Below are 24546 nucleotides of genomic sequence, written 5' to 3'. Positions count from 1 at the left end.
TTGTTCTACGCCGACCCCAAGCCGGCGCACTGCGCCTCTATAATGGGCATAGCCGCCCGCGAAAAGAGCGCAAGTGCGTTCTTTCGCTGTCCACAGCGGCCGGCTTTTGCACTGCGGGCGTCTAGAGCGCGCTCTTTGCCTCTTCGATCTTTTCCGCCAGAACCTGCTGGCCGAGCGCTCCGAAGATCACCTCGTTGCCAACCACATAGGACGGCGTGCCGGTGATCGACAATTTCGTCGCAAGGTCATAGGTGCGCGAAAGCGTTTCGGCGATGCGCGGATCCTTCATCTTCTCGCGCAGCGCTGCCTCGTCGGCGCCGAGCGAAAGCGCAACCTTCATGGCGGTCGCTTCGGTGGCGCGACCCTGGCCGCCGAGCAGCGCGGTGTGGAATTGGCCGTATTTTTCCGGATGCATCAGGTGGAACGCCATGGAGACGACGCTGGCCTTCTGCGAATCCGGGCTGAGGATCGGGAATTCCTTGAGCACGAAGCGCAGGTCCGGGTCGGACTTGGTCAGCACCTGCATGTCCTCGATGGCGCGTTTGCAGAAGCCGCAATTGTAATCGTAGAACTCGACGATCGTGACCTTGCCCTTCGGATTGCCGACGACGCCGTCGAAGGTGGAGTTGAAGATCTCGTCCTTGGAGTCCTTGATCACGCCAAGTGCTGCGAGCCGCTGCTCTTCCTTCTGCTTGGCCTCGAGCGCGTCCTGCACCTCGAGCAGAACCTCCGGGTTCTTCAGGAGATAATCGCGGATGATACCTTCGACCTCTTTGCGATCGACCTTGGTGTCGGCGGAGGCTTTGGTATCGGTGGAGGACGTGACCTGCGCGATTTGCACGGTGTCGGCCCTCGCGGCCTGCGGGTTTCCCGCCACGAAGCCGAAGGCCAGCATCCCGAGCGCCACAGCCAGACCGCCAGCGCTGCCAAGCAGGATTGCCTTGTTCATGATTGTCGATCCTTTTGCCTTTTCCGGTCCGCCTTGGTCGCCGCCAACGTCCGGGAGGTTCATTTGAGTTTGTTCGATGGCGTGTAGTTTATAATATCCTGCGCGCGGACCCAGCGGGGTTCGCCGCGCTTCAATTTCTGTTGAGCGCGCATGGCGAAGATCTTAGCGTTTTTGTAGTCGCCCGCATAATAGTGGCCCTCGGCGGTGGCGAGATCGGCAGCCGGAATCTCGCCGAGTTCGCCATATGCCTGCGCCAGAAAGCGATAAGCGTCGGCATTTTCCTTGTCCCGCCCGACGCCATTGTTGAGCTGGACCACTGCCTTCTGGGTCGAATCGGGCGTTCCCACCGCCATCAGCGCCTGGCCGAGCGAGACCAGCAGCAGGCCGGAGCGCGCTGGATCGAGGCTGACCGCCTTGGCATAGGCGTCCGCCGCATCCTTCGACTTGTTGGCCTTCATCAGGATATCGCCGCGCAATTCATGGAAATAGGGGTTCTTCGGTTGTTCCTTGATCAGCGCCGCCGTCTTGGTGAGCGCCGCGCCCGGACTGCCGAAGAGATAGGTCTGCTGCGCATCGCCATAGCGCGAGGCAAGGCTGGCCGGGTTCTTGCGCATCAGCCGCGCGACGGCTGCCTGGCCCTGCATATAGGCGGCGATCTTGATGCGCATCATGTCGTGCCGCTGCTGCAGCGACGGCGGGTCGGCAACGTTGACGAACGGGCTCTGCTTGACGAGCACTTCCAGGTTGGCGATGCGCTCCTGCGGCATCGGATGGCTGATCCGGTAGGGGTCGACATGGGTGCCGGCGAGCGAGAGCGCGCTCTGGAAGCGGCCGAAGGTCTTCAGCATGCCCATGCCGGATTGGCCGGTGGCGTTGAGATAGGTGATCGCCGAACGGTCGGCGGTGATTTCTTCGGTACGCCGATAGGCGAGGATCGAGCGTTGCGCCATCTCGCCGCCGCCGGCGGCGACGCCCATGCCGGCGCCGGCAAGGCCGCGGCTGTTGGTGGTGGCGCCGGCCACCATGGCGCCGGCGCCGAGCAGCGTGGCGATGATGGCCATGGTCTTGGCGCGGTCGAGCTGGTCGCGCAATTTCTGCTGGTGGCCGCCGGCGATATGGCCGGCCTCGTGCGCGATGACGCCAATGATCTCGTTCGGCGTTTCGGCGGTCACCAGCGCGCCGGTGTTGATGAACAGTCGCCGCCCGGTGACGAAGGCGTTGAAACTCTGGTCGTTCACCAGAACGATGTCGATGCCGTCATTGGCAAGCCCCGCAGCCTCGAAGATCGGCCGGGCATAGTCGCGCACCAAGGCCTCGATCTCGGCGTCGCGCACCACCGGCACGCCTTGCGCGAAGGCGCTGACCGAGCTCGACACGGCGACCGCGGCGGCAAGCAGAAGCGTCGCGAAGTCGCGCGCGGTTCGGCTGAGGGAGGTCGATTCGCCAAGCGATGGTCGGGGTCGGCTCAACATAAGGTCCACTGGTAGACGAGCGGGCGAAAGATGAAAAGTCGGCGCCGGTAACTTCCTGCGCGCTTGTGATCCCCACATCAATCGGGCATTTGTGCGGCGCTGCCCTCGAACCGGGGCAGTTCAACGGCGATCCAGGACGACTTCCGCCCCGGAATTTCGCCGGATAATGGCAGTTGGAAGAGGTCAAATGGTCGTTTCGCTTTCACGCCGAGGGGAAGTCGAGCCCTTCCACGCCATGGACATCCTGGCCGAAGCCAACCGGCTGAAGGCCACCGGAGTGCCCGTGGTGTCGATGGCCGTCGGCCAGCCATCAGATCCCGCGCCGGTCGGCGTCCGCGAGGCGGCGGCCGCGGCCCTGCGGCATGGCCGCATCGGCTACACCGACGCCTTGGGTCTCGCCGATCTGCGCAAGGCGATCGCGGCGCATTATGGCGAGCACTATGGGATCGACGTCGCGCCGTCGCGCATTGCCGTCACGACCGGCTCGTCCGCCGCCTTCAACCTCGCTTTCCTGGCCATGTTCGATCCGGGCGACCGCGTCGCCATCGCCGCGCCCGGCTATCCGGCCTACCGCAACATCATGGCCGCGCTCGGCATCGAGATCGTCGAAATCGAACTCGGCGCGGATGCCTATCTGCATGCCGAGCACCTCAAGACCGCGCATCGCGACAAGCCGCTGAAGGGCGTGCTGTTCGCCAGCCCCGCCAATCCGACCGGCGCGGTCATTCCGGCGGATGAACTTGCGGCGCTGGTGAAGACGGCCGAGGAACTCGGCATCGCCGTGATCTCGGACGAAATCTATCACCGGCTGGCCTACGCGGCGCCCGATGTCACCGCGCTGGCGCACGGCGCCGGCGTCACCGTGATCAATTCCTTCTCGAAATATTATTGCATGACCGGCTGGCGCATCGGCTGGATGGTGCTGCCGGAAGAGCTGGTGCGGCCGATCGAGCGTGTCGCCCAGAGCCTCTACATCTCGCCGCCTGAACTGTCGCAGGTCGCGGCGATCGAAGCCTTCAAGGCGACCGAAGAGCTGGAAATGGTGAAGGCGCGCTATGCCTGGAACCGCGACCTTCTGATGAAGCGCCTGCCGGAACTCGGCTTCGCGCTCGCCGCGCCGATGGACGGCGCCTTCTATGCGTTCTGCGATGTCACCTGCCACACCAACGACAGCATGGCTTTTGCGTGCAAGATGCTGGCCGAGGCGCATGTCGCGGCAACGCCCGGCCGTGATTTCGACCCGCAGCAGGGCCACCGCACCATGCGCTTTTCCTATGCCGGCAGCCATGACGAGATGGTCGAGGCGCTGGCGCGCATCGAACGCTGGCTGAAATAGAAGCCATGCCGGAACTCGAGCAGGCACTGGCCGAAGTGGCCGCCGAAATGGCGCAGCGTACCGATCGCGGCGAGGTGGCGACCTACATCCCGCAGCTCGGCAAGGTCGACCCGAAGAAATTCGGCATCGCCGCCGTGACCAATGACGGCCGCGTCATGCTTGCCGGCGATGCCGATCAACCCTTTTCGATCCAGAGCGTCTCGAAAGTCTTCACGCTCACGCTGGCGCTTGGCAAGGTCGGCGATGCGCTGTGGCATCGCGTCGGCCGCGAGCCGTCCGGTAATCCGTTCAACTCGATCGTCCAGCTCGAACACGAGAACGGCATCCCGCGCAATCCGTTCATCAATGCCGGCGCCATCGTCGTCTCCGACGTCCTGCTCGCCGGCCATCAGCCGCGCGAGGCGATAGGCGAAATCCTGCGCTTCATCCAGTTCCTCGCCGATGACGAGACGATCATCATCGACCGAGAGGTCGCGGCATCCGAGCGCGCCACCGGCTACCGCAACTTCGCCCTGGCCAACTACATGAAATCCTTCGGCAATCTCCATCACGAACCGGAGCTGGCGCTGGGTGTCTATTTCCATCATTGCGCGATTGCGGTGAGCTGCCGCCAGCTTGCCATGGCCGGCCGCTTCCTCGCCAATGGCGGCAGGAACCCGGCAACCGGGTATTCGGTCGTCTCGGCCGAACGGGCACGCCGCATCGGCGCGCTGATGCTGACCTGCGGCCACTATGACGGTTCCGGCGACTTTGCCTTCCGCGTCGGTATCCCCGGCAAAAGCGGGGTCGGCGGCGGCATTCTCGGCATCGTGCCAGGGGTTGCTTCGCTGGCAGTGTGGTCGCCCGGACTCAACGAGAACGGCAACTCCAAGCTCGGCTCAATCGCCATGGAGAAGCTCGCCCGGATGATGAACTGGTCGATCTTCGCGCCGTAGAGCAGCAAAGTGCTGGCGGTTTTCCACCGGACCCAAGCTGAAAAAACTAAAAAGGGCTGCCGGCGAAATGAAAAATCCCGCGCCGGGTGCGGCGCGGGATTCTTTCGAAAGATCAGCCTAACAACCTGGAAGGCTTAGAAAAAGCCTTTGCGCTGCCACCAGCCGCCGCGCTTCGGCTTGTCCTCGGCCTTGGCTTCGTCGCTTACATTCGACGACACGACGGGAACAACCGGCGCGTCGACTGACTGTGGCTTGCGCCGCGTCGGGTGGGCGCCGGCGGCGGGCTCCGCCTCGGATGCCGCAGCTGCCACGGGCTCCGGCTCGGCAGCCACGGGCGGCGCGACCTGGGCCTCGGCCACAGGTTCGGACACCGTCTCGGCCGCGGCTTCCTCGGTCACCTTCTTAGCCCTCGAACGGCGGGGCTTCTTCGGCTTTTCGATCGCCTCGGCATCGTCATTAGCCGCCGCCGGAGCGGCAGGTTCTTCCGCGGGAGCGGCTATTGCCGGCTCGCTTACGGCGTCCTGGCCTTCAACCGACTCACGCTCGATATCGCCGACAGTTTCGCCGGCAACGGCGTCTGAAGCTTCGTCCTCACGGCGGTTGCGCTTGCCGCCGCGCTTCCCGCGCCGGCGCTTCTTTCCGGAACCGTCGTCGGCAGCGGCCGCCACGGCCTCGTCGCCGGCGGTCACCTCCTCGGTGGTCTCTTCCGTTGCATCATCATCGGCTTCGCCGGCTTCCATCGGCGCCGCCGCGGCGTCCCCGTTGTGCTCGCGGTCGCGATCCCTGCCGCCGCGCCGCCGCCGACGCTTGCGACGCTTGCGATCACGGCCTTCGCCATCCTCGGATCGCTGCTGATGCTGGCCCTGCTGCGCGTGGCGCGGCTGTTCGGCCGGGACCGAGACTTCCTCTTCATCTTCCTCGACGACGATCTCGTCCTCGGGCTCTTCCGGCTCGACATAGGCCGGCAGGCTGCGCACCTCGACAAAGCCTTCCGGCTTCTCGGCAACGGCGCCGCGGAAGATCGCGTAGTGTTGGGTGCCGAGCGTCTCGTCGGCCTCGATCGTGATCGTCAGGCCGAAGCGGGCTTCGAGCTCCAGCAGGTTGGCGCGCTTGTGGTTGAGCACATAGAGCGCGGTCGCCGCCGGTGTGCGCACGATGATGTGGCTGCGCGAATCCTTGAGCAGGAATTCCTCGATCGCCCGCACGACCATCAGCGCCACGGAGGAATCGGAGCGTACATGGCCCGTGCCGCCGCAATGCGGGCAAGGCTTCATGGTCGATTCCAGCACGCTGGCGCGGATGCGCTGGCGCGACATTTCCATCAGGCCGAAGTGTGAGATGCGGCCGACCTGTATACGGGCGCGATCGTTCTTGAGGTGATCCTTCAGCCGCTTCTCGACGGAGCGGTTGTTGCGGTTCTCCTCCATGTCGATGAAGTCGATGACGATCAGGCCGGCAAGGTCACGCAATCGCAACTGCCGCGCGACTTCCTCTGCCGCTTCCAGGTTGGTGTGGAGCGCGGTCTCCTCGATCGAATGCTCCTTGGTGGAGCGGCCGGAGTTGACGTCGATCGAAACCAGCGCCTCGGTCTGGTTGATGATGATGTAGCCACCGCTCTTCAGCGTCACCTGCGGCTGCAGCATGCGATCGAGCTGCGCCTCGATGCCGTTGCGCACGAAGATCGGCGTGGTGTCGCGGAATGGCTGAACCACCTTGGCGTGGCTCGGCATCAGCATGCGCATGAAATCCTTGGCCTCGCGGTAGCCATCTTCGCCGGAGACAAGGATCTCGTCGATGTCCTTGTTGTAGAGGTCGCGCACCGAACGCTTGATCAGGCTGCCTTCCTCATAGACCAGGGCAGGGGCCGAGGACTGCAGCGTCAGGTTGCGGACGTTCTCCCAAAGCCGCATCAGATATTCGTAGTCGCGCTTGATCTCCGCCTTGGTGCGGCTTTCGCCGGCGGTGCGCAGGATGACGCCCATGCCCTGCGGCACGTCGAGGTCGGTCACGACCTCCTTCAGCCGCTTGCGGTCCTGGGCGTTGGTGATCTTGCGCGAGATGCCGCCGCCGCGCGCCGTGTTCGGCATCAGCACCGAATAGCGGCCGGCAAGCGACAGATAGGTGGTGAGCGCCGCGCCCTTGTTGCCGCGCTCTTCCTTGACCACCTGCACCAAAAGGATCTGGCGGCGCTTGATGACTTCCTGGATCTTGTACTGGCGACGCACCGGCTTGCGGCGGTTGCGGATTTCCTCGAGCGCGTCCTCGGCGCCGACCGATTCGACCTCGTGCTCGTCCGAGTGCGAGGCCGAGACGTCCTCCAGCATGCCGCGATCATTGTCGCTGGCGGCGGCTTCGCCGCTCTGCTCGGGCTGATCCGCCTGCGGGACCGCCTCGGAAATCACATCTGCTTCGATGCTGGCGGCAATCGAGGTCGGGCCACCTTCGGATGGCATGCCATCCTTATCGTCCGTGGCGTCATCTCCGCCAGCTTCGCCGGCGGGTTCTTCAGCCGCTTCCGATACGGCCTCGACGGCCTCGGAGACTGCTCCGGCATTTTCTGCCGGGGTATCGGCGGTCTCGCCGCCGGCTTCCTCGCCCCCGACAACCTCAGCGGCGGTTTCGTCAGCTATAGCCTCGACCGTGCTTTCCTCGTTCTCCGAGGAAGCGTGCTTGTGCTCGCCGCGGTCGCGGTTCTTGCCGCCGCGCCGGCGGTTGCGCCGGCCGCCGCGATCGCGCGCCTGCTGCTCTTCGCCGTTCTCGGCCTCCTCGTCGTCTTCGTCTTCGGCCTCCTGCGCTTCGGCGCGCAGCAGGGCCTGACGGTCGGCGACCGGGATCTGGTAATAATCTGGATGAATTTCACTGAAGGCGAGAAAACCGTGACGGTTGCCGCCATATTCGACAAAAGCTGCCTGGAGGGAAGGTTCGACGCGGGTTACGCGGGCGAGGTAGATGTTTCCTTTGAGCTGCTTTTTGTCCTGGGATTCAAAGTCGAATTCTTCGATGCGGTTACCGCGAACGACAACAACGCGTGTTTCCTCCGGGTGGGAGGCGTCTATCAGCATCTTGTTGGGCATTATTTTGTTTCCTGCCGGCAGCCGACAGCCGCAGCTGGCGTGGCAATGCCCGCCGCTGTGCGCCTGTATCTGTGTGCATGCCGGATAATTGAACGTCCGCCGGCCGCCGCTTGAGCGCAATGGCGGTGCCGCCCGCAGCCATTATGGCGCGGTTCGATGCGGACCTTTCCATGATTGCGCTTGAAGCCATCGGCACCCAGCAGAACCTTTTGAACCAAAGCCCGGGCTGAGCCGGACCAGCTTGTTTGCTCATAAAGAGCCGGCACGGGACCAACCCGGCCGTTTTCCTCACGCAAGCGATTCCCCGCCACGAGGGCACACCTGCGAAAATCGTCGCGACCACCCGAGCCTGGAAGGGTAAAGGAGCCGCCTTTGCATCCAACCTTTGGCAGGAAACTGCTGAGGCGAGCGGTTCCAGGATTGCAGTGATCCAACGTCGCTTTTATGATTTGGCGGGATGGAAGGCAACCCCGATTTCGGATGCCGGCAAAAAGCGCTTCCCCCCGGGAAGGTGCCTTCTTCCCGCTCCATGAAAGGCTTGGTTAACCTTCTCTGAATACCAATCGTTAATCGAGTTGGCGGCCTGACAGGCACTCTGCGAGAAAACCGGGCGCAATGCGTCAAATCGGGAGCGACGAATAAGAGATGGGACCGGCGGGCGCCGCAGACAAGAGGGGTGGGGCCGCTGGGCATTTCCTGCGCGTGGCCTGGACTGCCTTGCTGCTGGCACTGTTGTTCTGCCTTACAGCCGCCGCGCGTGCCGACACCCTGCTTGGCGCGACCGGCTACAAGATGGCCGGCGACGCCACAAAGATGCGCATCGTCGTGAATTTCGACCGCGAGCCGGACGTCAAATGGTTCCTGCTGCGCGGCCCCAATCGCCTCGTCGTCGATCTGCCGCGCACGCGATTCGGGCTCGACGCCAAGGATGTGAAGCCGCGCGGCCTTGTACGGGCCGTTCGCTACGGCGATCAGGGACATGGCTCGCGCCTGATCCTCACCGGCAAGGGCCCTTTCGCCGTCGACAAGATCGACGTGCTCAAGAACGACGACGGCAGCGGCTATCGCATCGCCATCGATATGTCGGCTGCCTCCGAGCGGGAGTTCGACGAAGCTCTCGCCAACCAGTCGCTGACGACCGGTTCGACGGTTTCGACCGAAAAGGGCGAGCGGGTGGGTACCGGACCGGTCTCGGCGCCCGGCCATCGCTTCACGGTGGTTATCGATCCCGGCCATGGCGGCGTCGATGGTGGCGCCGAAAGCTCCGCCGGCACGGTCGAGAAGGACGTCACGCTCGCTTTTGCCAAGGAACTGCGCGACAAGCTGGCCGCGGTCGGCAAATACGATGTCTACATGACACGCGACAACGACGTGTACCTGGCGCTGGACGAGCGCGTGCGCATCGCGCGCCAGCACGAGGCTGACCTCCTGATTTCCATCCATGCCGATACGATCGCCGTCAAAGGCCTTCGCGGCGCCACGGTCTACACGCTCTCGGACAAGGCTTCCGATCCGGAGGCCCAGGCGCTCGCGGATCGCGAGAACCTGTCCGACCAGTTCGCCGGAATGAAGATCGAGGACGACAATAAGGAAGTCACCGACATCCTGATCGACCTGATCCGCCGTGAAACGCATGGTTTCTCGATGAGCTTCGCCCATACGCTGGTCGGTCAGCTGTCGACCAGCGTCGGCCTGATCAACAATCCGCAGCGCTCGGCCGGCTTCAGGGTGCTCAGGGCCCCGGACGTGCCGTCCGTCCTGGTCGAACTCGGCTACCTCTCCAACGTCAAGGACGAGGCGCAGCTGCTGAACGCTGACTGGCGCGGCAAGGCGGCGCAAAGCATAACCAACGCGGTTGCCCTGTTTGCCGCCGCCAAGACCGGAACCGCGACGGGTGGCTGACCCCGCCGCCCACGACCGCCGGACGTCTACAACCACAAGCAGCGTTGCATGACGACAACACCCGGCGTTATTATTCGCCAACCGAGTCCTCAAATTTCGCGCTGCCGTATTTTGTCCACATGGTCGCGACATGGGTTTTTCGATTGCGGATTGGGACCGCCCCTGGAAGCTTGCGCGACTGTCGGCTTCGTCTAGGAAATTCCCGAACCTCGGACTGGAGCGGGCATGATTCGTCTCATCGGCTATTTCTTTGGCATCGGCACGACGCTGGCGCTGCTGGTGGCGGCCGGTCTTGCCATCTACATCAGCCATCTGACGAAGGACCTGCCCGACTACGAGGTTCTGGCCAAATACGAACCGCCGGTGACGACGCGCATCCATGCCTCCGACGGCGCGTTGATGGCTGAATATGCGCGCGAGCGGCGTCTCTATCTGCCGATCCAGGCCATCCCGGACCGCGTCAAGGCCGCCTTCATGTCGGCCGAGGACAAGAACTTCTACAACCATCCGGGCATCGACATCACCGGTCTTGGCCGCGCCATCATCGTCAATCTGCAGAATTTCGGTTCCGGCCGGCGGCAGGTCGGCGCCTCGACGATCACCCAGCAGGTGGCCAAGAACTTCCTGCTCTCTTCCGATCAGACCTATGAGCGCAAGATCAAGGAGATGATCCTGGCCTTCCGCATCGAGCAGGCCTATTCGAAGGACCGCATCCTCGAGCTCTATCTCAACGAAATCTTCTTCGGCTTCGGCGCCTATGGCGTCGCGGGCGCCGCGCTCACCTATTTCGACAAATCGGTCAACGAGCTGACGGTCGCCGAGGCGGCTTATCTCGCCTCGTTGCCGAAGGGCCCGAACAACTATCACCCCTTCAAGCACGCCGACCGTGCCCTGGAGCGCCGCAACTGGGTCATCGACCAGATGGTCGAGAACGGCTACGTCACCCGCGAGGAGGGCGACAAGGCCAAGGCCGAACCGCTCGGCGTAACGCCGCGCCGCAACGGCTCCTATCTGTTTGCCGGCGAGTACTTCACCGAGGAAGTCCGCCGCCAGATCATCGCGCGCTACGGCGAGAATGCGCTTTACGAGGGCGGCCTGTCGGTGCGCACCACGCTCGATCCCAAAATCCAGCTTATCGCCCGTAAGGCGATGCAGAACGGCCTGCTCAAATACGACATGCTGCGCGGCTATCGCGGTCCGGTGACGCATATCGACGTTTCCGGCGACTGGGGCGTGCCGCTCGGCAATGTGAAGGGCCTCGAGGATGTGCCGGAATGGACGCTGGCCGTCGTGCTCGACAGCTCGGCAACCGGCCTGACCATCGGCATCCAGCCGACGCGGCAGATTTCCGGCGATCTGGTCAAGGAACGCGTCCAGGGCACCGTCAGCAAGGAGGACATGGGCTTCGCCATGCGCCACTTCGTCAACGGCAAGTCCGTCAGGGCGAAGTCTCCGGCGGAAGTGCTGGAGCCCGGCGATGTGGTCTTCGTGCAGAAGAATGACGGCTCCGACAACACCTACATGCTGCGCCAGGTGCCGGAGGTCGAGGGCGGCCTCGTCGCCATGGATCCGCACACCGGCCGCGTGCTCGCCATGGTCGGCGGCTTCTCCTACGCGCAGTCGGAATTCAACCGCGCCACCCAGGCGATGCGCCAGCCCGGTTCCTCGTTCAAGCCGATCGTCTATTCGGCGGCGCTCGACAATGGCTATACGCCGGCCTCGGTGATCATGGACGGCCCGATCACCATCCAGAGCGGCAACACCACCTGGACGCCGAAGAACTATGACGGCACGGTCGCCGGCCCGGCCACCTTGCGCTCTGGCATCGAGAAGTCGCGCAATCTGATGACCGTGCGGCTGGCCAACGACATGGGCATGAAGCTGGTCGTGGAATATGCCGAGCGCTTCGGCGTTTACGATCATCTGGCGCCCTATCTGCCGATGGCGCTGGGCTCCGGCGAGACGACCGTCATGCGCATGGTCTCGGCCTATTCGATCATGGCCAATGGCGGCAAATCGATCAAACCGTCGCTGATCGACCGCATCCAGGACCGCTACGGCAAGACGGTGTTCAAGCAGGACGAGCGCGGCTGCGAAGGCTGCAACGCCACCGAGTGGAAGAACCAGCCGGAGCCGGAGCTGGTCGACAATTCCGAGCAGGTGCTCGACCCGATGACCGCCTACCAGATCACCTCGATGATGGAGGGCGTCGTGCAGCGCGGCACCGGCGCCACCGTCGGTGAGCTCGGCCGCCACATCGCCGGCAAGACCGGCACGACCAATGACGAGAAGGACGCCTGGTTCATCGGCTTCACCCCGAACCTCGTCGTCGGCCTCTATATGGGCTACGACACGCCGCGCGGCCTTGGCCATGGCGCCACTGGCGGCGGTTTGGCAGCCCCGATCTTCAAGGACTTCATGCGCGTTGCGCTCGACGGCAAGCCGAACACCGACTTCCAGGTTCCCGATGGCATGAAGCTGATCGCAATCAACCGCAAGACCGGCATGCGTGCTGCCGAAGGCGATCCGAACACCATCATCGAGGCTTTCAAGCCCGGCACCGGTCCGGCTGACAGCTACTGGGTGATCGGCATGGGCGCCGATGGCTCCAACGGTTCCGGCGCGGGGCTGTCGCCGCAGGCCAACCAGGCCATCCAGGACGGCGGCGGCGGCCTCTACTGACGTTGCCGGATTTCGCAATGGGCCGGCAGGTTGATGCCGGCCCATTTCGCTTTACAGGCAGCGATGCCGTGCCTATGTATCGCGCCTATTCCGAAAAGACCGAAAAGAACAGGACCGAACGAAGAGCCATGCGCGCGGAAACGCTCAACATTGTCGACGAGATCAGGCAGGCGATAACCCTGCTGAGGAGGCATCTTTGACTGGGACCAGGCTGTAAAGCGGCTTGAATACCTGAATTCGCGCGCCGAGGATTCCAGCCTCTGGAATGATCCGATCGAAGCGCAGAAGCTGATGCGGGAGCGCCAGGAGCTCGAGGACGGCATCGCCGCCGTCAAGGGGATGACGCAGGCGCTGGAAGACAATATCGGCCTGATCGAACTCGGCGAGGAAGAGGGCGACGACGGCATTATCGCGGAGGCGGAGGCGGCGCTGCGTTCGATGCAGGGCGAGGCGAAGGCCCGCCAGGTCGAGACGCTGCTCTCGGGCGAGGCCGACGCCAACGACAGCTATCTCGAAATCCATGCCGGAGCCGGCGGCACCGAGAGCCAGGACTGGGCCTCGATGCTCCTGCGCATGTACACGCGCTGGGCCGAGCGCCGCCGCTTCAAGGTCGAGATTCTGGAAATCCATGACGGCGAAGAAGCGGGCATCAAGTCCGCCACCGTGCTGATCAAGGGCCACAACGCCTATGGCTGGCTGAAGACAGAGTCCGGCGTCCATCGCCTGGTGCGCATTTCGCCTTACGACAGCAACGCGCGGCGCCACACCTCCTTCGCCAGCGTCTGGGTCTATCCGGTCATCGATGACTCGATCGAGATCAATGTTTCCGAATCCGATGTACGCATCGACACCTATCGCTCCTCGGGTTCGGGCGGCCAGCACGTCAACACCACCGACTCGGCGGTGCGCATCACCCATTTGGCGACCGGCATCGCGGTCGCCTGCCAGGCCGAGCGCTCGCAGCACAAGAACCGCGCCAAGGCATGGGAAATGCTGCGCTCGCGGCTTTACGAGGAAGAGCTGAAGAAGCGCGAGGCGGTCGCCAATGCCACCGAGGCGTCGAAGAGCGACATCGGCTGGGGCCACCAGATCCGCTCCTACGTGCTGCAGCCCTATCAGCTCGTGAAGGATCTGCGCACCGGCGTCGAAAGCACTTCGCCGTCGAGCGTGCTCGACGGCGATCTCGACGAGTTCATGGAAGCCTCGCTCTCGCATCGGATCGAGGGCGGCGCCGGCGAAGCAGTGGCGGACCTCGACTAGGGGGCCCCGCGTCGCACGAGGGAGGAGCCGGTGACGCGCAAACTTACCGGAAAATGCTTCTGCGGCGCAGTCCACTATGAGGTTGCGGACGAATTCGTTTATGCCGCCAACTGCCATTGCTCGAACTGCCGGCGCACCACGGGGTCGGCGTTCAAACCCTTCGCCGGCATCGAGCGCGAAAAGTTTCGCCTGACCGCCGGCGATGACCCGCTGCTGATCTACGGTGACGAAACTGGCCACGACGCGCATTGCGGGCGATGCGGCTCGCTCATCTATTCGTTGGTCCGCGACGGCGCCTATGTGCATATCGCCATGGGGACGCTGGTCGACGATCCGACCATACGGCCGACCGCCCACATCTTTGTCGGGTCCAAGGCGAAGTGGTTCACAATCGCCGACGACCTGCCGCAATATGATGGGCATGTTCCCGGCTGAACGCTTGGAACCAGCTTGAGCCGAATCCCGTTGTCCGGCACCAGTTCCGTGCGGCTAACCGGTCGTTAACCAAGCCGGCACACGATTCTGGATAGCAGGGGTTGGCGTGAAGCGCGGCTTTGCCGATGCAAGCGGATGCTTGCGCCAACCGAGGAATCAGCCCAGCCTTTGCGCTGGGAATAAAAGCATTTATGGCCGGGTGCGGCATATCTGCGACCGACGATCCGGCCACTGGGAAGATACGTTCCGGGAACGGGCAAGCGAAAACGCTTGATGCTCGAAAGGAACGTTTCGATGTCTGCTGCCATATCAAGATCGGCCCAAGCCGTTCGACCGGCTGGCCGACTTTTGTTCTCCCTGTTCGCTGTTGGAGCCATCTCGGTGCTGGCGCCGCCGGCCATCGCGCACGACGCCCAGCCTACGGCGGTTATGCCGCAAGGCTGGAAATACCCCTTTGCCTGTTGTGCCAACTTCGATTGCAAGGAGGTGCCGCAGTCATCGATCAGCGAGCGGCCCGAAGGCTATGTCATAAAAGGCACGGGCGAGGTGGTGGCCTATAGCGACAAGCGGGTCAAGAATTCGCCCGACGGCGAATATCACTGGTGCGCGCATCAGGCCGGGCTCGACGCCGGCAAGACGATCTGCCTGTTCGTGCCACCACCCTCTTACTAGGGCTTTGGACCTGCCGCGGGAGGCAAGACCCGGGCCTCGATCCACGGCAGCAGAAGGCTGCATACCCTGCTGACAGACGGTTGTCAGGACGGCTTCTTTATGTTGCCTTGCCACGGAGCAATTCCAGGTTTTCCGTTCGGAATTGCGTGAAAGAAACCGCGTGGCGGACAATGGGAGAGGTGAGTTCATGACCATCAAGGGAAGCTGCCATTGCAAGGCGACAACCTTCGAGGTTGCCGAGGCGCCGCGGACGGTGACGCAATGCACATGCTCGTTCTGCTCGAAGCGCGGGTCGCTATGGGCGTATTATGTGCCGTCGCAATTCAAGCTCACGAGCCCGCCGCAGAACGTCTCCTTCTACCGCTGGGGCTCGAAGACCGTAAAGCATGGTTTCTGCGCCACCTGCGGCTGCGGCACCTTCACCGAAACGCCTGATTGGTCGACCGGAAAGCCGGACTTCGACAACCCGAAGATCAGCGTCAATTCGCGCCTGTTCGACGATTTCGACCTGGATAAGGTCGAGGTGGTGGTCATCGACGGCAAGAATTTGTGGTAGACGCGAAGCGGGAACGACCGCCGGACTTTGCCGGCCGCATTCCCGTTCCGTTTTTCGCCGCATTTCATGCTACAAGGCTGCGGAAGGGCTGATTTGGCGCGGCCGCAAAGGCTGCGAATTGGAGAGGGACCAATCTCATGAAGAAGACTGTGCTCGTCGCCGTGGCGACGGCTCTATTGGTGAGCGCCTGCACCACCACCGATCCGTATACCGGCGACCAGAAGATCTCCAATACGGCAGCCGGTGCCGGCCTCGGCGCGCTGGCAGGTGCCAGCCTCGGTCTGCTGGCCGGCGGCAATGACCGCCGCAACGCGTTGATCGGTGCCGGCATCGGCGCGCTCGCCGGCGGCGCGATCGGCGCGACGATGGACCAGAACGAGGCGGAGCTTCGCCGTCAGCTGCAGGGCACCGGCGTCAGCGTCACCCGCAGCGGCGACCAGATCATCCTCAACATGCCGTCCGACATCACCTTCAATGTCGACCAGGACGCGGTGAAGCCGGGCTTCTATCCGGTGCTGAATTCGGTCGCGCTGGTGCTGAAGAAATTCCGCCAGACGACGGTGGACGTTTTCGGCCACACCGATTCGACCGGCGGCGACCAGCACAATTTCGATCTTTCGCAGCGTCGCGCGCTTGCCGTCGCAAATTACCTGTCCGGCCAGGGCGTCGATCAGCGCCGCTTCGCCGTCACCGGCTTCGGCAAGACCCGCCCGATCGCATCCAATGCGACCGCCGCCGGCCGCGAGCAGAACCGCCGCGTCGAAATCCAGCTGTCGCCGCTCACCTGAGAGAAAACGGAGCGTAGAGGCGCAAAACACCATCAAGGCAAACGGCCCCGTACGGGGCCGTTTTTGTTTGAAATGGTCCAAAGATGGGATCGGAGGTCTTATGGCATTAGCTTTTTCTAATTGATACTTTTCCGGAACCCGTGAAAGGACTACCATCCTGCTGTTCCAGAGGGATGGGGTGGTCAATTGGCCGCGCAATCAACACCTGCCGCCCCGGTCTTGCACGGCCAGATCAAGGAATCTGGGAGGAATGCATGACAAGAACAGCTCGCTTGGGGCGCTGCGGCGTCCTCGCTTTGGCGTATCTTATCGGCACATCGTTCGGGGTCGCGACGGCCCGCGCCGAGGACGCCAACAAGGCCGACATCGAAGCCTTGAAGAAATCGCTGGCCAAGTATGAAGATTACACGACCGCTGTCCGCGACCTCTATTTGTCGACCGTCGGCTGCGTCCACTATAGCGGCGAGAAGATAGATGGCGCGATGTACTATCCGAAGGGCGCGATGGGCATCCATTTCGTCAACGTCCCGAGCGTCGGCAAGCCGCTCGACCCGATGAAGCCCAACGTCCTGATCTACGAGCCGACGAAGAAGGGCTTGAAGCTGGTCGGCGTGGAATGGCTGGTGCCGCTGACACCGGACACCAAGGCGGCCCCGACATTGTTCGGCCAAAAATTCATGGGGCCGATGGAAGGCCACTATCCGCTCATTCCGAGGGAGTTCGTCCACTACGACCTGCATGCATGGCTGTTCAGGGACAATCCGAACGGCATGTTCAGTCCAACGAACCCGAACGTGAAATGCAGCAAGGCCGAGTTCCCGATGCTTGAGAAGCCGACCAAGATGATGCCGGGACCGATGTAGGCATCGCCTTTGGCCGGCTTGCTTCGGGCGAAGCAGAAAAAGAAAGCGGCCCCGTTTGGGGCCGCTTTCATTCCAGGCTATGCTGGGATCGACTTCAGACCTTCGCGACGATCCGCATGAAGGCCGGCACGTCGTCGCCGAAGCCGACGGTTGCGTCGTCTTCTTCCTGACGGTGGCGGCCGGGGCGGTCGCGCTGCGGGCGGGCGTCGCCGCGCTGCTCGTGACGGTTGCCCGGGCCCTTGCGCTCGTTCTCGGAACGGATCGCGTCCTTGCGGGCGCGGCGTTCGGCGATATCGGCCACTTCGGCGACGGGCTGTTCCTCGCGCGCGGTATCGGGCGTCTCGTCGCGCTTGGCGTGACGGTCCTTCTTGCGCTCGCCGCGTTCTTTGCGATCGTCCTTGCGGTCCTCGTCCTTGCGGCCGGCGCGACGCGGGGCGCCGCGGCCGCGGCGCGGCTGCTCCTCGCCCTCGCTCTCGGTCACGGTCGACAGGTCGCCGTCATGCCACTCGATCTTGGTGCCGATCAGCCTCTCGATCGCGTCGACATATTTGGTGTCGGAGCGGGTGGCGATGGTGAAGGACTTGCCGGCGCGGCCGGCGCGGCCGGTGCGGCCGATGCGGTGGACATAGTCCTCGGCATGGATCGGCACATCGTAGTTGAAGACGTGGCTGACGTCGGGAATGTCGAGACCGCGCGCGGCGACGTCCGAGGCTACGAGGTAGCGCAGCTTGCCGTCGCGGAAATTGGCGAGCATCTGCATGCGGGCGCGCTGGTCCATGTCGCCATGCAGCGCGCCGGCATCGAAATCATGCTTCAGCAGCGAGCGGAACAGCTCCGATACTTCGATCTTGCGGTTGCAGAAGATGATCGCGTTCTTCAGTTCCGCGTCTTCGGCCTTGATCAGGTTGCGCAGGGTCTCGCGCTTGTCCCATGGCTTCGCGCCGGATTTCACCAGCCGCTGCGTGATGCTGGTTGCGGTGGAGGCCGCCTTGGAAACCTCGACGCGGACCGGCGCATGCAGGAATTTCTCGGTGAGCTTGGTGATCTCCGGCGGCATCGTCGCCGAGAAGAACAGCGTCTGGCGCGTGAACGGGATCATCTCGCAGATGCGCTCGATGTCGGGAATGAAGCCCATGTCGAGCATCCGGTCGGCCTCGTCGATGACGAGAATCTCGACGCCGTTGAGAAGGAGCTTGCCGCGCTCACGGTGGTCGAGCAGGCGGCCGGGCGTAGCTATCAGCACGTCGGCGCCGCGCTCGAGCTTCTTGTCCTGCTCGTCGAATGAGACGCCGCCGATCAGAAGCGCGATGTTGAGCTTGTGGTTCTTGCCGTATTTGATGAAGTTTTCCTCGACCTGCGCGGCCAGCTCACGGGTCGGTTCGAGGATCAGCGTGCGCGGCATGCGGGCTCGCGCCCGGCCCTTTTCCAGGCGCGTCAGCATCGGCAGCACGAAGGAAGCGGTCTTGCCGGTGCCGGTTTGGGCGATACCCAGCACGTCCTTGCCGAGCAGCGCATGCGGGATGGCGCCGGCCTGGATCGGCGTCGGCTTGGTGTAGCCGGCATCGGTGACTGCGGAGAGCACCTTCGGCGACAGGCCGAGGTCTGAGAATGTCAACGCTTCTTGAGCGATCGTGGTGTCTGAGGACAAGTGTTTGTTGTCTTTGTTGGTTGGGAAAATCGCGACACAGTAGCCGCGGCAGGCGCCGCGCGCCTGCAAGATCGGTGTTGCAGTTAGGCGCAAGTCCTCGATTTGTCAACAGAAACGGACCGAAATACAGCGATTGTGAAGACGTAACCTTAATCGCGACGCTTGATCGAAACAGTATCGTTGCGCCGGCTCAGTAGCGGAACTGCTCGGCAAGGATGCGTTCGTTCCATGAATGGTTCGGATCGAACAGCAAAGTTGCCGTCGCCGTCGGCGATTCCCGCACGGTGATGGAGGCCACCGCCTTGACCTCGGTATGATCGGCCGCGGCATTCACTGGGCGCTTTTCGGCTTCCAGGATGTCGAAGCGTATGGTCGCCTTGTTGGACAGCAGCGCCCCACGCCAGCGGCGCGGTCGGAAAGGACTCACTGGCGTCAGCGCCAGAAGCGGCGCATCGAGCGGCAGGATCGGCCCATGCGCCGACAGATTGTAGGCGGTGGAGCCGGCGGGCGTCGCGATCATCACGCCGTCGCAGTTGAGCTCCTCCAGCCGCACCTGGCCATCGACGGTGATGCGGATCTTCGCCGTCTGGTAGGACTGGCGCCAAAGCGCCACCTCGTTGATGGCCGGCGCCGAAACGGTTTCGCCGTCATGCGTCACCGCGACCATTTCGAGCGGCCGGATCGTCTCGGCGACCGCGGCGGCGATGCGTTCCTCGAGGCCGCCGGCGCGATATTCGTTCATCAGGAAGCCAATGGTGCCACGGTTCATGCCGTAGACCTTCTTGCCCGTGCTCATCGTGTCGCGCAACGTCTGCAGGAGAAAGCCGTCGCCGCCGAGCGCAATGATGATCTCGGCCTCCGCGACAGGCACCTGCCCATAGCGCGCGGACAGGCTTTCCAGCGCCGCGCGGGCGTCGTCGGTGTCGGAAGAAACGAAGGCGAAACGGCTGGCGGCTTTGCTCATGGCTCCCGGAGGGCGACCGTCTGCGGGGCCGCGCCGGCGACGGCGTAGCATGCGGCGCCCACATCTGTGAAGGGCGCTGCGCCGGCCGACGGGCACATCCGACAATCGCGCTTCGTGACAGCCGCGACACGAATGTGATGGCCGCAATGGTTAAGGCGAAGCTTAAACACTCGTAAAGCCGGATCGATCATGTTAGCCGACAGTGGATGGGTTGGCGGGGGCTAGCCAGTCGAGAGACCTGTCTATTGCCGGTAACGCGTCTGATCATAGTCTTCCTGATGATGGGAAGTTTCGCGCTGATGTTCGCCGAGCTGGTGCGTCATTCCGAAGAGATGAGCCAGCGGCCGCAGCCGACAGCTTCCCGCTGCGGCGACGCCACGGGAACACTGTGCCCGCAAAGGGCGCTGTAGGCTTCGCTTCCCTCATCGCTCAGCCGCTCTGCAAGTGGCACCCGGCCTTGCGCTTGCCCGCGACATACTCATCGATGAGTTGCCGGTAGCGCACCTTGCCGAAGCTTGGGAAATGGCCGCCATGCACGACCGAGACGTCGAGCTCGCGCATGGCAAGCAGCGTCTCCACATAGTCGCCGATGTCGGAGTGATAGACGTCGTCGATCAGCGGCCCGTCATAAACGATGTCGCCCGACAGCAGGATGCCGGTCTTTTTCTCATAAAGCGCGATCCCGCCGGGCGAGTGTCCAGGCGTGTGGATGACCTCGAAGGCGCGGTCGCCGAGATCGATGACGTCGCCATGCTCGAGCAGCCGGCCCGCCGGCGCGGGCAGGATGCGGTAGCGCGCCGTATCCCAGCCTTCAGGCGCACCGTCGAACATCTCCTCATTGGCGTAGCGGTCCGCCACCGTCCATTCGTTGCGTGGATCGGCGAGGATTGCCGCTTCGGCGGAGTGCACGCAGCGGTCCGGGAATTCGTGATGGCAGCCGATATGGTCGAAATGCGTGTGGCTGGCGACGCAGGTAAGCTTGTGCTCGCTCACCAGCGGCACATGGTGTTTCAGGCTGAAATGGCCTAGGCCGGTGTCGAACAACAGGTCGCGGTCGCGCCCGCGCGCATGCCAGATGTTGCAGCGGAAGAATGGTTTTATCCACGGCTCATGGATGAGCGTGATGTCGTCGCCCACGCGGATGGTTTCGTACCAGTCCGGAGCCTCGATGACCGGAAGCGTGCTCATGGATCAGTCCGCCAGCAGGATGATGTCTTGAACGTTGCATGAAACCGGGATCGTGTCGCCTGCCTGAATGGCAGCGGAAGCGGGCGCCTTCGCGATAAATTGCAGTGCAGGATCCAGCGTCGAGGCGGCCAGCACGCGCTTGAAACTGCCCTGGAAGACGACATCGCCGACCTTGGCCATACCTAGCGCGACATTGCCTTTCGCTTCGCCCAGGACCAGGTGCTCGGGTCGGATGGCAAGCGCGACCGTGGCGCCGGCAGGCGATACACCGCGCAGTGAAATCGACCCGACCGCCGTCATGGCCGTGACGATCCCGTTCCTCGCCTCGGTCACGCTGCCGGCAAGGATCGTGCTCTCGCCCATGAAGGTGGCGGAAAAGCGCGTCGCCGGCCGCGCATAGACCCGCTCGGGCGATCCTTCGTCCTCGATGCGGCCGTCATTCATCACCACGCAATGGTCGGCCAGCGCCATCGCTTCCTCCTGATCGTGCGTGACATGGATGAAGGCGGTGCCGACGCGCTTCTGGATCGCCTTCAACTCGTCCTGCATCTGCCGGCGCAGTTTCAGGTCCAGCGCGCCGAGCGGTTCGTCGAGCAGAAGCACCGCCGGCACGATGACCAGCGCGCGGGCGAGTGCCACGCGCTGGCGCTGGCCGCCGGAGAGCTGATGCGGCTTCTTGTCGAAGGCGGCCGCCAGCCCCACAAGGGCGAGCGCCTCGCGCGCCTTGGCCGCCCGCGTCGCCCCGTCGACGCCCTGCATGCGCAGCCCGAAGCCGACATTACCGCCGACGCTCATATGCGGAAACAGCGCGTAGTCCTGGAACACGGTGGTCGTCGGACGCTTAGCCGGCGGCAGAGCGGTGCAATCCGTGCCGCGGATGAACACCTTACCCTCGCTGGGCGTGACGAAGCCGCCAAGGATCGAAAGCAGCGTCGTCTTGCCGGAACCGGACGGTCCGAGCAGGATCGTGTAGCTGCCGGGCTCGATCGCCAGCGAGACATTCTTCAGCACCGATAGCTGGCCGAAGCGGTGCGAGACATTGCGGATGTCGACCAAGGGCGCGCTCATGCCGGCTTTCTCCGCAACAGTGTCAGCTCGAAAAGCACCACCATCACGATGGAGACGGCAAAGACCAGCGAGCCGACGGCATTGGTCTTGGGATTGAGGCCGGAACGCAGCAGGTTCCAGATCTCCACGGGCAGCGTCGTCTCGAAGCGGGTGAGCAGGAAGGAGATGACGAACTCATCCCAGGAGAAGGTCATCGACAGGAAGAAGCCGGCAAAGATCGCCGGCGCCATCACCGGCACGGTGATCATGAGCAGCACCTTCCACTCGGCGGCGCCGAGGTCGCGCGCGGCGCGCTCGATGTTGATCTGGTGATCGCCCATCTGGCTGTAGATGATGGCGAAGCAGAGCGGCAGATTGATCACCACATGGCCGATGCCGGCCGCAAGCAGCGATTTCGGCACGCCGGCCCAATTGAACAGCACCAGCAGACCCATGCCGATGATGAGATAGCTCACAGTGAGCGGCAGCGTGATCAGGCCGCGCAGGATGGCCGAGCCCGGCAGCACGAAGCGGGCGAACCCCCAGGCCGAGAGGAAGCCGAGCATGACTGAGGCAAGCGAGGAGAGCACCGCCACGAGCAGCGAATTGAGGAGCGCCGAGGTGAGCCGCGCGTCTGAGAGCACCGCCTGATACCAGCGCAGCGACGGGCCGGTGAAGGGCGGGATCGGGAAAGAGGTCGCCTGCAGCGAGAACAGCACCAGCACGACCACCGGCAGGAAGATGAAGCCGTAGACGGCGATGGCGTAGGTACAGGCGGCGAGGCGGACGGCGGCGCGCATGGTCAGGCCCGCTCGATCTTCAGCCAGCGTGCGCAGGCAAGATAGGCGATGGTCACCACAGCCATGAGGATGATCGACAGCGCCGAGGCCAGCGGAAAATCGCCGCGGCGGCCGATCTGCATCATGACGAGCTGCGGCACGACCAGCTCGTTGTTGCCGCCGAGTATCTGCGGCGTGATGTAGTCGCCGATGCAGAGCACGAAAGTCAGGAAGGCGCCGACCATGATGCCCGGCAAGGTGAGCGGCAGCACGACATGCAGGAAGGTGCGCACCGGCCCCGCGCCGAGATCGGCGGCAGCCTTGCGGTAACTCGGGCTGAGCTGCTTGAGATTGGCGAAGATCGTCAGCGTCAGAAGCATGACGAAGAAATGCACGAAGCCGGTGACAGTGGCGAAGCGCGTGTTGGCGAGCTGCAGCGGTTCGCCGATCAGGCCGATGCCGGTCAGCGCCCGGTTGATGACGCCGTTCTGCGCCAGCACCAGCAGCCAGGAATAGGAGCGCACGACATAGGAGGTCCAGAATGGCAGCACGGCCAGCATCAGCGCCAGCCGCTGCCACCGTTCCGGCACCATCTCGGCAAGGATCCAGGCAAAGGGATAGGCGAGCAGGATCGAGATCACGGTGACGGTTGCCGTGACCTCCAGCGAGTTGACCATCGCCCGCCAGTAGGACGGGTCGGTGAAGAACTGGCTGTAGTTGGCCAAAGTGAAGCCGCCGCCTTCATGCGCCGTGAGGCTGGAAAACCCCATGGCGATGAAGGGCAGCACGAAGAATGCACACGTCCATGCCAGCGCCGGCGTGACCAGCGCCCAGGGCAGGGCACGCGAATTGTTTCCCGCGGATGCCATCGGCCGATTTACTGCGCCTGCAGCATCTCGGTCCACATGTCCTGCATCTTCTTGTCGAGATCGGCGTTCGGCGCCGGATAGGCCTGGGCGCGGGCGAGGAAGCCGGGCTGCTCGTCGAAGCGAAGGATCTTCTTCTGCTCGTCACTCAGCGCCGCCTTCTTGTTCGACGGCATGCCCCAGTAGCAGGAGGAGGTCGCAAGCCGCGCCTGGCCCTCCGGACTCATGATGTACTGGATGAATTTCAGCGCCATGTCCTTGTTCTTGGAATCCTTGAACATGGCGAGCGACTGCGACCACAGCACAGCGCCTTCTTTCGGGATAGAGAAGTCGAGCGCCGGGTTCTCCTTGGCAAGGCCGGCCGTCACCCATTCGCCGCCGCCGACCAGGATGTCGACCTCGCCGGTTGCAAGGGCGGTCTGGCTGGCGGTGACTTCGCCGACGAGCTTGGCATTGGCCTTCATCTTAAGAAGCTCGGCCTTGAGCGCCGGCAGGTCGGCTTCGGTGAGGTCGGCGGTCTTCTTGCCGATGGCCAAAGCGGCCATGCCGATCACCGGCAGGTAATAGTCGTAGATCGCGACCTTGCCCTTGTATTTGTCGCTGGTGAGCGAGGCCAGCGACTGCATGTCGGCCGGATCGACCTTGGTCTTGTTGAAGCCGATCGTGTTGTAGCCGAACTTTTCGGTGATGCCGTAGCGCTTGCCGTCGACGACGGTGGACTTGTCCATCTTCACTTCCGGGAAGAGGTCGGCGAAGGGCAATTTGTCCTCAGGCAGCGGCTCGAACAGGCCCTTTTCGACACCGCGCGGCACGTCGATAGAATCGATCACCATCACGTCCCAGTCGCCAGGCTGCGACTGCTCGACGATTGCGAGACCTGCACCGGTGCCCTCGAACTCCTTGAGGTTGACCTTGACGTTGTTGGCCTCCTCGAAGGGCTGCAGCAGCGCCGGATCGGAATGGTCGCACCAGATCAGCGCATTGAGGTCGGCGGCCTGGGCGCTGCCGGCCGCGAGCAGCAATGCGGCTGTCGCGCAGGCGGCTGAAAGATGAGATTTCAGAATGGAAAGCGGATTCCGGACATTGACGGTCATCGAGTGTTCTCCCTGCCTTTGCTGGCTTGTTGGAAG

At 63.6% G+C, this 24546-nt stretch carries 22 protein-coding genes; 12 read left to right on the top strand and 10 right to left on the bottom strand.

Annotated features, from left to right (window positions below):
• Positions 1-121: 121 nt before the first annotated feature.
• Positions 122-949 carry a DsbA family protein gene (locus tag FJ417_RS29690; RefSeq protein ID WP_140785895.1) on the bottom strand — a complete coding sequence of 276 codons (828 nt, stop codon included), beginning with the start codon at positions 947-949 and terminating at the stop codon, positions 122-124.
• 59 nt (positions 950-1008) lie between these two features.
• Positions 1009-2421, bottom strand: a complete 1413-nt coding sequence (locus tag FJ417_RS29685) for a M48 family metalloprotease (protein ID WP_140785894.1) — start codon at positions 2419-2421, stop codon at positions 1009-1011.
• 187 nt (positions 2422-2608) lie between these two features.
• Here FJ417_RS29685 and FJ417_RS29680 point away from each other — a divergent pair, with 187 nt between their 5' ends.
• Together FJ417_RS29680 and FJ417_RS29675 are read left to right on the top strand one after the other, a co-directional pair.
• On the top strand, positions 2609-3757 hold the full coding sequence (locus tag FJ417_RS29680) for an aminotransferase class I/II-fold pyridoxal phosphate-dependent enzyme (protein ID WP_140785893.1): 1149 nt from the start codon (positions 2609-2611) through the stop codon (positions 3755-3757).
• A gap of 5 nt (positions 3758-3762) precedes the next feature.
• Positions 3763-4692 carry a glutaminase gene (locus FJ417_RS29675; protein ID WP_181183332.1) on the top strand — a complete coding sequence of 310 codons (930 nt, stop codon included), beginning with the start codon at positions 3763-3765 and terminating at the stop codon, positions 4690-4692.
• A gap of 134 nt (positions 4693-4826) precedes the next feature.
• On the opposite strand, the gene FJ417_RS29670 is transcribed toward FJ417_RS29675, so the two are convergent.
• The gene (locus FJ417_RS29670; protein WP_140785891.1) at positions 4827-7766 is read right to left on the bottom strand and encodes a ribonuclease E/G; all 2940 of its coding nucleotides are present in this window, start codon (positions 7764-7766) and stop codon (positions 4827-4829) included.
• Between the two features lie 702 nt (positions 7767-8468).
• Here FJ417_RS29670 and FJ417_RS29665 point away from each other — a divergent pair.
• From FJ417_RS29665 to FJ417_RS29630, 9 genes are all read left to right on the top strand, one after another.
• The gene (locus FJ417_RS29665; RefSeq protein WP_246687589.1) at positions 8469-9668 is read left to right on the top strand and encodes an N-acetylmuramoyl-L-alanine amidase; all 1200 of its coding nucleotides are present in this window, start codon (positions 8469-8471) and stop codon (positions 9666-9668) included.
• A 225-nt stretch (positions 9669-9893) separates the two neighbouring features.
• The gene (locus FJ417_RS29660; RefSeq protein WP_140646943.1) at positions 9894-12350 is read left to right on the top strand and encodes a penicillin-binding protein 1A; all 2457 of its coding nucleotides are present in this window, start codon (positions 9894-9896) and stop codon (positions 12348-12350) included.
• Between the two features lie 17 nt (positions 12351-12367).
• On the top strand, positions 12368-12550 hold the full coding sequence (locus tag FJ417_RS33290) for a hypothetical protein (RefSeq protein WP_181167089.1): 183 nt from the start codon (positions 12368-12370) through the stop codon (positions 12548-12550).
• Positions 12479-13610 (top strand): peptide chain release factor 2 gene (gene prfB / locus FJ417_RS29655; protein ID WP_140646944.1). Its coding sequence is split into 2 segments (ribosomal slippage): positions 12479-12544 and positions 12546-13610, totalling 1131 coding nucleotides; the frame shifts between segments, so codons are not numbered across the junction. The genes FJ417_RS33290 and prfB overlap by 72 nt, the downstream gene beginning before the upstream one ends.
• Before the next feature lie 30 nt (positions 13611-13640).
• The gene (locus FJ417_RS29650) at positions 13641-14045 is read left to right on the top strand and encodes a GFA family protein (RefSeq protein WP_140646945.1); all 405 of its coding nucleotides are present in this window, start codon (positions 13641-13643) and stop codon (positions 14043-14045) included.
• A 294-nt stretch (positions 14046-14339) separates the two neighbouring features.
• The gene (locus FJ417_RS29645) at positions 14340-14717 is read left to right on the top strand and encodes a hypothetical protein (protein WP_140646946.1); all 378 of its coding nucleotides are present in this window, start codon (positions 14340-14342) and stop codon (positions 14715-14717) included.
• A 187-nt stretch (positions 14718-14904) separates the two neighbouring features.
• Complete coding sequence (locus FJ417_RS29640; protein ID WP_140646947.1) at positions 14905-15273, top strand: GFA family protein; 369 nt, start codon at positions 14905-14907, stop codon at positions 15271-15273.
• 137 nt (positions 15274-15410) lie between these two features.
• A complete protein-coding gene (locus FJ417_RS29635; protein WP_112099652.1) occupies positions 15411-16061 on the top strand; it encodes an OmpA family protein in 651 nt (216 codons plus the stop codon).
• 254 nt (positions 16062-16315) lie between these two features.
• Complete coding sequence (locus tag FJ417_RS29630; protein WP_140657581.1) at positions 16316-16924, top strand: hypothetical protein; 609 nt, start codon at positions 16316-16318, stop codon at positions 16922-16924.
• A 94-nt stretch (positions 16925-17018) separates the two neighbouring features.
• Here the strand turns inward: FJ417_RS29630 and FJ417_RS29625 are convergent, their stop codons facing one another.
• Positions 17019-18572, bottom strand: coding sequence for a DEAD/DEAH box helicase (locus tag FJ417_RS29625; RefSeq protein WP_181181703.1), 1554 nt, complete (start codon positions 18570-18572; stop codon positions 17019-17021).
• Between the two features lie 190 nt (positions 18573-18762).
• Complete coding sequence (locus tag FJ417_RS29620) at positions 18763-19536, bottom strand: NAD kinase (RefSeq protein WP_140646950.1); 774 nt, start codon at positions 19534-19536, stop codon at positions 18763-18765.
• A 245-nt stretch (positions 19537-19781) separates the two neighbouring features.
• On the opposite strand from FJ417_RS29620, the gene FJ417_RS29615 reads away from it, so the two are divergent.
• Entirely contained in the window at positions 19782-19946 is a 165-nt protein-coding gene (locus FJ417_RS29615; protein ID WP_224532355.1) for a hypothetical protein, read from the top strand.
• 19 nt (positions 19947-19965) lie between these two features.
• On the opposite strand, the gene FJ417_RS29610 is transcribed toward FJ417_RS29615, so the two are convergent.
• The 5 genes from FJ417_RS29610 to FJ417_RS29590 are packed head-to-tail and all read right to left on the bottom strand — an operon-like array spanning position 19966 to position 24510.
• Complete coding sequence (locus FJ417_RS29610; RefSeq protein ID WP_140785889.1) at positions 19966-20724, bottom strand: MBL fold metallo-hydrolase; 759 nt, start codon at positions 20722-20724, stop codon at positions 19966-19968.
• Between the two features lie 3 nt (positions 20725-20727).
• The gene (locus tag FJ417_RS29605) at positions 20728-21792 is read right to left on the bottom strand and encodes an ABC transporter ATP-binding protein (RefSeq protein WP_140785888.1); all 1065 of its coding nucleotides are present in this window, start codon (positions 21790-21792) and stop codon (positions 20728-20730) included.
• Positions 21789-22571, bottom strand: coding sequence for an ABC transporter permease (locus FJ417_RS29600; RefSeq protein ID WP_140785887.1), 783 nt, complete (start codon positions 22569-22571; stop codon positions 21789-21791). The genes FJ417_RS29605 and FJ417_RS29600 overlap by 4 nt, the downstream gene beginning before the upstream one ends.
• A 2-nt stretch (positions 22572-22573) precedes the next feature.
• Positions 22574-23419 carry an ABC transporter permease gene (locus tag FJ417_RS29595; RefSeq protein ID WP_140785886.1) on the bottom strand — a complete coding sequence of 282 codons (846 nt, stop codon included), beginning with the start codon at positions 23417-23419 and terminating at the stop codon, positions 22574-22576.
• An 8-nt stretch (positions 23420-23427) separates the two neighbouring features.
• Complete coding sequence (locus tag FJ417_RS29590; RefSeq protein WP_140785885.1) at positions 23428-24510, bottom strand: spermidine/putrescine ABC transporter substrate-binding protein; 1083 nt, start codon at positions 24508-24510, stop codon at positions 23428-23430.
• Positions 24511-24546 lie beyond the last annotated feature (36 nt).

Source organism: Mesorhizobium sp. B3-1-7 (genome assembly GCF_006439385.1).
In the GTDB taxonomy this organism is placed as follows: domain Bacteria; phylum Pseudomonadota; class Alphaproteobacteria; order Rhizobiales; family Rhizobiaceae; genus Mesorhizobium.
Note: the sequence above shows the minus strand (reverse complement) of the source record. Positions and strands in the feature narration are given on the sequence as shown.

Coding starts and splice junctions, on each gene's coding strand:
- FJ417_RS29640 (WP_140646947.1), top strand. CDS start 14,905: ATGACCATCAAGGGAAGCTGCCATTGCAAGGCGACAACCTTCGAGGTT.
- FJ417_RS29590 (WP_140785885.1), bottom strand. CDS start 24,510: ATGACCGTCAATGTCCGGAATCCGCTTTCCATTCTGAAATCTCATCTT.
- FJ417_RS29690 (WP_140785895.1), bottom strand. CDS start 949: ATGAACAAGGCAATCCTGCTTGGCAGCGCTGGCGGTCTGGCTGTGGCG.
- FJ417_RS29680 (WP_140785893.1), top strand. CDS start 2,609: ATGGTCGTTTCGCTTTCACGCCGAGGGGAAGTCGAGCCCTTCCACGCC.
- FJ417_RS29660 (WP_140646943.1), top strand. CDS start 9,894: ATGATTCGTCTCATCGGCTATTTCTTTGGCATCGGCACGACGCTGGCG.
- FJ417_RS29645 (WP_140646946.1), top strand. CDS start 14,340: ATGTCTGCTGCCATATCAAGATCGGCCCAAGCCGTTCGACCGGCTGGC.
- FJ417_RS29630 (WP_140657581.1), top strand. CDS start 16,316: ATGACAAGAACAGCTCGCTTGGGGCGCTGCGGCGTCCTCGCTTTGGCG.
- FJ417_RS29670 (WP_140785891.1), bottom strand. CDS start 7,766: ATGCCCAACAAGATGCTGATAGACGCCTCCCACCCGGAGGAAACACGC.
- FJ417_RS29610 (WP_140785889.1), bottom strand. CDS start 20,724: ATGAGCACGCTTCCGGTCATCGAGGCTCCGGACTGGTACGAAACCATC.
- FJ417_RS29600 (WP_140785887.1), bottom strand. CDS start 22,571: ATGCGCGCCGCCGTCCGCCTCGCCGCCTGTACCTACGCCATCGCCGTC.
- FJ417_RS29595 (WP_140785886.1), bottom strand. CDS start 23,419: ATGGCATCCGCGGGAAACAATTCGCGTGCCCTGCCCTGGGCGCTGGTC.
- FJ417_RS29685 (WP_140785894.1), bottom strand. CDS start 2,421: ATGTTGAGCCGACCCCGACCATCGCTTGGCGAATCGACCTCCCTCAGC.
- FJ417_RS29620 (WP_140646950.1), bottom strand. CDS start 19,536: ATGAGCAAAGCCGCCAGCCGTTTCGCCTTCGTTTCTTCCGACACCGAC.
- FJ417_RS29605 (WP_140785888.1), bottom strand. CDS start 21,792: ATGAGCGCGCCCTTGGTCGACATCCGCAATGTCTCGCACCGCTTCGGC.
- FJ417_RS29635 (WP_112099652.1), top strand. CDS start 15,411: ATGAAGAAGACTGTGCTCGTCGCCGTGGCGACGGCTCTATTGGTGAGC.
- FJ417_RS33290 (WP_181167089.1), top strand. CDS start 12,368: ATGGGCCGGCAGGTTGATGCCGGCCCATTTCGCTTTACAGGCAGCGAT.
- FJ417_RS29675 (WP_181183332.1), top strand. CDS start 3,763: ATGCCGGAACTCGAGCAGGCACTGGCCGAAGTGGCCGCCGAAATGGCG.